Source organism: Flavobacterium sp., from assembly GCF_044376915.1.
Classification (GTDB): domain Bacteria; phylum Bacteroidota; class Bacteroidia; order Flavobacteriales; family Flavobacteriaceae; genus Flavobacterium.
Genome location: NZ_JBILKB010000020.1, coordinates 21278 through 28122, shown reverse-complemented (window position 1 = coordinate 28122; position 6845 = coordinate 21278). Strand labels below are relative to the sequence as shown.

7 protein-coding genes are annotated in these 6845 nt (G+C 34.8%); 3 read left to right on the top strand and 4 right to left on the bottom strand.

What is annotated here, in order from left to right:
- The first annotated feature begins 266 nt into the window (after window positions 1-266).
- Complete coding sequence (dnaG, locus tag ACIQ6Z_RS03690; protein ID WP_396209584.1) at window positions 267-2243, top strand: DNA primase; 1977 nt, start codon at window positions 267-269, stop codon at window positions 2241-2243.
- On the opposite strand, the gene ACIQ6Z_RS03685 is transcribed toward dnaG, so the two are convergent.
- Entirely contained in the window at window positions 2240-2857 is a 618-nt protein-coding gene (locus tag ACIQ6Z_RS03685; RefSeq protein ID WP_396209583.1) for a LuxR C-terminal-related transcriptional regulator, read from the bottom strand. The two genes, dnaG and ACIQ6Z_RS03685, sit on opposite strands and share 4 nt — an antisense overlap.
- An 81-nt stretch (window positions 2858-2938) precedes the next feature.
- Window positions 2939-3745 (bottom strand): NAD(+) synthase, encoded by an 807-nt coding sequence (nadE, locus tag ACIQ6Z_RS03680; RefSeq protein ID WP_396209582.1) that lies wholly within the window; start codon window positions 3743-3745, stop codon window positions 2939-2941.
- A 79-nt stretch (window positions 3746-3824) separates the two neighbouring features.
- Between nadE and gldB the strand changes: the two genes are divergently transcribed.
- A complete protein-coding gene (gldB, locus tag ACIQ6Z_RS03675; protein ID WP_396209581.1) occupies window positions 3825-4787 on the top strand; it encodes a gliding motility lipoprotein GldB in 963 nt (320 codons plus the stop codon).
- Between the two features lie 7 nt (window positions 4788-4794).
- A complete protein-coding gene (gene gldC / locus ACIQ6Z_RS03670; protein WP_396196528.1) occupies window positions 4795-5121 on the top strand; it encodes a gliding motility protein GldC in 327 nt (108 codons plus the stop codon).
- 30 nt (window positions 5122-5151) lie between these two features.
- On the opposite strand, the gene yihA is transcribed toward gldC, so the two are convergent.
- Both yihA and ACIQ6Z_RS03660 read right to left on the bottom strand, forming a co-directional pair.
- Window positions 5152-5772 (bottom strand): ribosome biogenesis GTP-binding protein YihA/YsxC, encoded by a 621-nt coding sequence (gene yihA / locus ACIQ6Z_RS03665; protein ID WP_396209580.1) that lies wholly within the window; start codon window positions 5770-5772, stop codon window positions 5152-5154.
- 106 nt (window positions 5773-5878) lie between these two features.
- Window positions 5879-6634 carry an alpha/beta fold hydrolase gene (locus ACIQ6Z_RS03660; protein WP_396209579.1) on the bottom strand — a complete coding sequence of 252 codons (756 nt, stop codon included), beginning with the start codon at window positions 6632-6634 and terminating at the stop codon, window positions 5879-5881.
- Window positions 6635-6845: the final 211 nt, after the last annotated feature.

Genomic DNA, 6845 nt, shown 5'->3' with positions numbered 1-6845 from the left:
GTACCGTTCCGCCAGTCTATATGTTAAATATGACTTAAATCCGATGTTCAAACACAATACAATAGATCAAAACAACGTTTCATTAGGTATACGCTTTGATTTTAATTAAAAATAAGAGTTAGGTTAAGTTCTTTGTTTTGAAAAAGTACTTCAGCAATGAAGTACTTTTTTGTTTTTATACCTTTTTTTATGGATTAACTTTGTAACTTTGAATTCGTTTTTCCATTATCTGAAAATCTGAAAATCCGAAAATCTTATATAATAGTTTGATCTCAAAAGACACCATAGAAAAAGTATTTGAAACCGCCAGAGTTGAGGAGGTGATTGGTGATTTTGTACAACTCAAACGAGCCGGAAGTAATTTAAAAGGCTTAAGTCCGTTTGTGAATGAAAAATCGCCTTCGTTTATGGTATCTCCTGTAAAACAAATTTGGAAAGATTTTTCATCGGGAAAAGGTGGAAATGCGGTTACTTTTTTGATGGAACACGAGCATTTTACCTATCCAGAGGCTATCAAATACTTGGCGGTAAAATACAATATTGAAATAGAAGAAACGGTTCAAACCGATCAAGATGCCGCGCAAGCCAACGAGAAAGAAAGCATGTATTTGGTTTCCGAATTCGCACAGAAATATTTTCATCATACGTTATTAGAAACCGAAGAAGGAAAGGCCATCGGATTATCCTATTTTAAAGAACGAGGCTTTACCTCAGAAACCATTAAGAAATTTGGTTTAGGCTATTCACCAGAAACTTGGGATGCTTTTACGAAAGAAGCGTTAGGCAAAGGATACAAATTAGAATATTTAGATAAAACCGGATTATCAATTGTAAAGGAGGAAAAGCAATTTGACCGCTTTAAAGGTCGGGTTATGTTTCCGATTCAGAGTATGAGTGGTCGGGTTTTAGGATTTGGGGGTCGCATTTTGACCAACGATAAAAAAGCCGCAAAATACCTCAATTCGCCCGAAAGTGATATTTACCACAAGAGTAAAGTATTGTACGGTATTTTTCATGCAAAGCAATCCATTGCTAAATTGAATAATTGTTATTTGGTGGAAGGATATACCGATGTGATTCAAATGCATCAAGCCGGTATTGAAAATGTAGTGGCGTCTTCAGGAACAGCATTAACGCCTGATCAAATAAGATTAATCAACCGTTTAACACCTAATATTACCGTACTTTTTGATGGAGATGCGGCCGGATTACGCGCCTCAATTCGTGGAATTGATTTGATTTTGGAGGCAGGAATGAATGTAAAGGTATGTACGTTCCCTGATGGTGATGACCCCGATAGTTTTGCTCGAAAAACTTCCTTTGAAGCCTTGCAGCTCTATTTTGAAGAGAATGCAAAAGATTTCATTCAGTTCAAAGCGTCTTTGTTGATGCAAGAGGCAAAGAATGATCCGATTAAAAAGGCCGATTTAATTCGCGATATGGTCGTTAGTATTTCAAAGATTCCAGACCGTATAAAGCGTGAGGTGTACATCAAAGAATGTTCAAGAATAATGGACATTTCCGAAGATGTACTTTTTAATACTTTAGCGCAATTGGTTAAAAAGGACCTGACGGAAGCAAACAAGTATTATAAAGAAGAGCAAAAGGCTTTTCAGGTCGTTAAGAATGATCTGACGGAGCCTGCAGCCAAAGTAGATATTCAATACGAATTAGAACATAAAATCATTCAAATTTTATTGCTATACGGATCTAAAGAAGTTGAATTTGAAGACAGTATTTTAACGGAAAATGCGGAAGGCGAATATGCTGAAGTAATTGAAAAAAAGAATTTCAAAGTATTTCAAAGGGTATATATGAGTTTGCAAGAAGATGAGGTTGAATTGGCCAACCCTTTATTTAAAGCTATTTACAATCATTTGATTGCCCATTTTAATGAGAACGAAGCGTTTGAATTGGAAAAATATTTAATCCACCTTCCTGAAGAATTGGCGCATGAAGTAACTTCAATATTAATGAATGAAGAACGTGAAGTACTTCACAAATGGGAAGTACAGCAAATTTATGTCAAGCAAAAAGAAGAAACGATTAGTCAGTATGTATCCGAAACCATTATTACGTTACGTTGGTATTTGGTCAATAATATTATAGACGACTTAAAAAACAACCTTACTACTGAGGAGGAACAAGACAATAGAGAGTCATTGGAAATGGTTATGGCTTATTTAGGGCTTACCCATATTTTTTCAAAACGATTGGGAAGGGTTTTGTCGCGATATCATTAGATAATCTCCAAATCTTTTGCTTTTTGTAGCAAATCTACCAAGTTGGTCACATTCAATTTTGTCAACAGTCTTAATTTATAGGTGCTGATTGTTTTTTCGTCAATCTCTAAAATATTTGCAATTTCTTTGTTTTTTTTCCCAGTATTCAGATGGCGAAGTACTTCAATTTCTCGGTTCGATATTTTTTTATACAATCGTTCTGATTTTTTTTCTTGGGCTCCGGTTGTTTTTATATTCTTTTGATACAGGCTTCCTTCAGCTGCACGAAGAAGGGTTTCTTCTATGATATTTAAGGCTGTTTTTTTTGAAATAAAAGCAGTTGCGCCTAATTTAATTACCGCCTCTGCATACACTTTTTCGGCGGCATTAGTAAATAAGATAATTTTTAGTTGTGGATAATCGACCAATAGACTTTTGAGGTCGCGTAGACTTGTAAACCCATCTAATTCTAAATCTAATAATACGAGTTGTATTTCTTTAAATTGGAGTTCTTGTAACAGCTGTTCCGTGTTTTTTGCTATCGAAACGCATGCAATATCAGCATGATTTTTAAAATAGGAATGAATGCCAAAGGCAATCACTGGAGCACTATCTGCAATACATAATTTTATCATAGCGAACTAATTTCAGTACCAAAACTAACCTTTCAAAGTTAGTAATAAAATATTGTAATTAACTGTTAATTAGTAAGATAATTATTTTAGGTCGTTGGGAAGTATACAAACCGGTATGGGTTGCATTTTGTGTTGGTTTGCCGAATGAAGACGCTTAAATATGCCAAAAACCGTGGCTTCTCTTCCTGTGAAATCTGTTTCTTTTTTACCAAATTCCATTTGTTGCATCGCCCATTCTAATTCATCATAATTGGCACCAATTTGGTCTTCATCACTGCGATCATCACCAAATAGACCGTCTGTAGGTTTTGCTATTAAAATACTTTGAGGGACGTTCAAATAGGAAGCTAATAGGAACACTTCGCTTTTAACTAAATCGGCAATCGGACTAATATCTACGCCGCCGTCGCCATATTTTGTAAAAAATCCAACACCAAAATCTTCTACTTTATTTCCGGTACCGGCCACTAAATAACCGTGAAGACCCGCAAAATAATACAATGTAGTCATGCGCAAACGAGCTCGCGTATTAGCTAATGATAACGCAAGAGCGGCCTCATTCGCAGTGGTTGGTACTTGAGCCTTGAATTGTTCGAATACAGGTGTTAGATCCGCTCGTTCACTTTGAACATTGGAAAATCTGTTTTTCAGTTGTGCAATGTGCTCATTCGCACGATTTACATGACTTGCTGCTTGGTGTATAGGCATTTCTATGCATAAAGTAGGAAATCCGGTTTGTGCACAAAGTGTTGAAGTGAGTGCACTATCAATTCCGCCTGAGATACCCACAACAAATCCCTTTACTTTAGCGTTAGTAGCATAATCAAACAACCATTTTACAATGAATTCATTTATTTTTTCTGCTAGAAACGGAGTAGAATTTGTCATTTTTTATGAGAATTTATGAGTCGATAACTGTATATTTGTAACCGAATATTTCGTTGATAAAATTATAAAAATACGCCATATGAAGCAATTATTATTTGCGCTAATTGCAATTACTTTTTTTTCATGTAAAGAAGAGAGTAAAATTGAAGAAGCGGTAGCACAAATTCCGGTCTCTTTTAAAGTAGAGCGATTTGATCAGGCCTTTTTTGGTTCGAAACCAGAAGGGCTCTCAAATATAAAAGCAAAGTATCCGTTCTTTTTTCCTGCCGGAAATCCAGATTCGGTATGGGTAAACAAAATGAAAAACCCGTTACTAAAAGAACTATATCGAGAGGTGCAATTGAAATATCCAACCCTCGGTAAGGTGGAAAGTGATCTAGAAAAATTATTTGCTCATGTGCAGTATTATTTTCCAAAATATAAAACTCCGCGAGTAATTACACTCATCAATGAAGTAGATATGGAGGGTAAAGTGTTTTATGTAGACACATTGGCGTTGGTTTCTCTGGATTGTTATTTGGGAAAAAATCATCGTTTTTATGTTGATTTTCCAGAATATAAAAAAGTAGAATTGGAAGAAAATCAAATAGTGCCCAATCTAGTTTCTAGTTTTTGTTATGGTAAAATTGCTACTCCAAGTGACCGCACCTTGTTATCAGCCATGATATACTATGGAAAAGAATTGTATGTCAAAGACAAACTAATTCCAGAATATTCCGATGCACATAAAATTGGGTATACTGAAATGCAACTTAAATTTTGTCAAGAGAACGAGTACTATATGTGGAGTAATTTGGTAGAGAACAAGCTGTTATTTGATTCGAATCCAAAGAACGAACAACGCTTTATTTATCCGGCTCCATTTTCTAAATTCTATTTAGAAATTGACAGTCAAACACCGGGTCGAGTTGGGCAATGGTTGGGTTGGCAAATCGTAAGGAGTTATATGGAAAATAACGATGAAGTAACCTTAGATCAATTAATGGCAATGGACAGCAAAACAATTTTTGAAAACTCTAAATACAAACCAAAGAAGCAATAATATGTTTATGAAAAAATCAGATATTAAAATTACTGTAGGTTTAGATGATAATAATGTACCTGAAAAATTAATGTGGACTGCACAAGATGGTGGAGTAGAACAAGAAGAGGCAAAAGCACTATTGTTATCGGTTTGGGATAGTAAAGCAAAAGAAACGCTGCGTATTGATTTATGGACAAAAGAGATGCCTGTAGACGAAATGAAGCAATTTTTTCACCAAACGTTGGTGGCAATGGCCGATACATTTCAACGGGCTACGGCCGATGAAAAAATGGCAGACACCATGCGTGATTTTTGTGATTATTTTGCCGAAAAAATGGAATTAAAAGCATAAAAAGAGCCGCAATTTGCGGTTCTTTTTATTTTAAACAAATCCTTCATTTTTAAAGATATCTTCGTTAATCTGTTGGATGTATTCTAAAATACCTTCTCTTCCGACGGCTTCTAAGGAAGAAGTTACAAAATAAGGGGGCATTTCGGCCCAATCTCCAGCTAACAATTGTTTTTTATAGGCTTCTACATGGTTGTTAACTTTGTTTTTCCCTAATTTATCGGATTTGGTAAAAATAATTGCAAATGGAATTTCGCTCTCGCCTAAATATTCCATGAATTCTAAATCAATTTTTTGTGCTTCCAATCGAATGTCAATCAATACAAAGGCACAAATCAATTGTTCTCGTTGTTCGAAATAATCCATGATGAATTGTTGGAAAACAGCTTTTGTTTTTTTAGAAACTCGTGCATATCCATAACCAGGTAAATCTACTAAAAACCAATTGCTATTGATTTTAAAATGATTGATCAATTGCGTTTTTCCTGGTTTTGAAGATGTTTTTGCCAAATTTTTATGATTGGTCAACATATTAATCAAGGACGATTTGCCCACATTGGAACGACCAATAAAAGCATATTCGGGCAAACGTTCTTTAGGACATTTATCCACTTCTGAATTACTTATGACAAATTCGGCAGTATTGATTTTCATAACATATATATTGTCATTCTGAACGCGATTACTTCGTCAATTCGCAAGCTCGGGTCAGAATCTATTTTGCAAGGAATTCCGGAAATTAATCCGGGTTAACAGTTTACTAGAGATTATTTTTTTGAAGCCAATCAAATACTATTTCGTTGAAGGTATCAGGATGTTCCATCATAGCAGCATGGCCACATTGATCTATCCAAAACAATTCTGAGTTGGGTAATAGTTTATTGAATTCATCGGCAACATTTGGCGGTGTAACTTTATCGTTTTTTCCCCAAATTATACAAGTAGGTGTTGTCATCTTTGGCAGATCTTTTGCCATATTGTGACGAATTGCGCTTTTAGCAATGGTTAATGTTTTGATCAATTTGATGCGATCATTTACCGTCGCAAACACTTCATCAACAATTTCTTTCGTGGCAATTTTTGGATCGTAAAAAACATCTTCAGCTTTCTTTTTGATGTATTCATAGTCGCCCCTCTTTGGATAACTTTCGCCCATGCCACTTTCATATAATCCAGAACTACCTGTAATGACAAGTGCTTTTACTAAACTAGGATACATTTTTGTATGGTACAAACCAATGTGCCCACCTAATGAATTTCCTACTAATATTACTTGATCGAAGCCTTTATAAAGGATAAAATCTTTAACAAATTTTGAAAAAGCTTTTACATTCGTTTTTAATATGTTTTGAGTATATATGGGCAACTCTGGGATCACCACTTTATAGCCTCTTGATGGAAAAAATTGTGCCACACCTTCAAAATTACTTAGTCCGCCCATTAGTCCATGTAGAATAATGATAGGGGTACCTTCTCCAGCCTCAAAATAGGTGTATTTTTTTTCTTTTTTTAACATAAATGCACGTAAAGTGTTGGTTATCTTCTGCGACAAATATACTATTTTATTGCGTAAAGTAAAGAAAAAAAACACAGCGACTTATTCTTGATTAAAATTGACATAATGAGTTAGTTATCAACAATTTTAGCAAAGAAATTAACAATACCTTTTGAAGGTGTATTTTGTCCAATGGTATTGAAATCCTTTAATTTTTCACCATTTAATAAAT

Coding starts and splice junctions, on each gene's coding strand:
- nadE (WP_396209582.1), bottom strand. CDS start 3,745: ATGACAAATTCTACTCCGTTTCTAGCAGAAAAAATAAATGAATTCATT.
- yihA (WP_396209580.1), bottom strand. CDS start 5,772: ATGAAAATCAATACTGCCGAATTTGTCATAAGTAATTCAGAAGTGGAT.
- ACIQ6Z_RS03685 (WP_396209583.1), bottom strand. CDS start 2,857: ATGATAAAATTATGTATTGCAGATAGTGCTCCAGTGATTGCCTTTGGC.
- ACIQ6Z_RS03660 (WP_396209579.1), bottom strand. CDS start 6,634: ATGTTAAAAAAAGAAAAAAAATACACCTATTTTGAGGCTGGAGAAGGT.
- gldC (WP_396196528.1), top strand. CDS start 4,795: ATGAAAAAATCAGATATTAAAATTACTGTAGGTTTAGATGATAATAAT.
- gldB (WP_396209581.1), top strand. CDS start 3,825: ATGAAGCAATTATTATTTGCGCTAATTGCAATTACTTTTTTTTCATGT.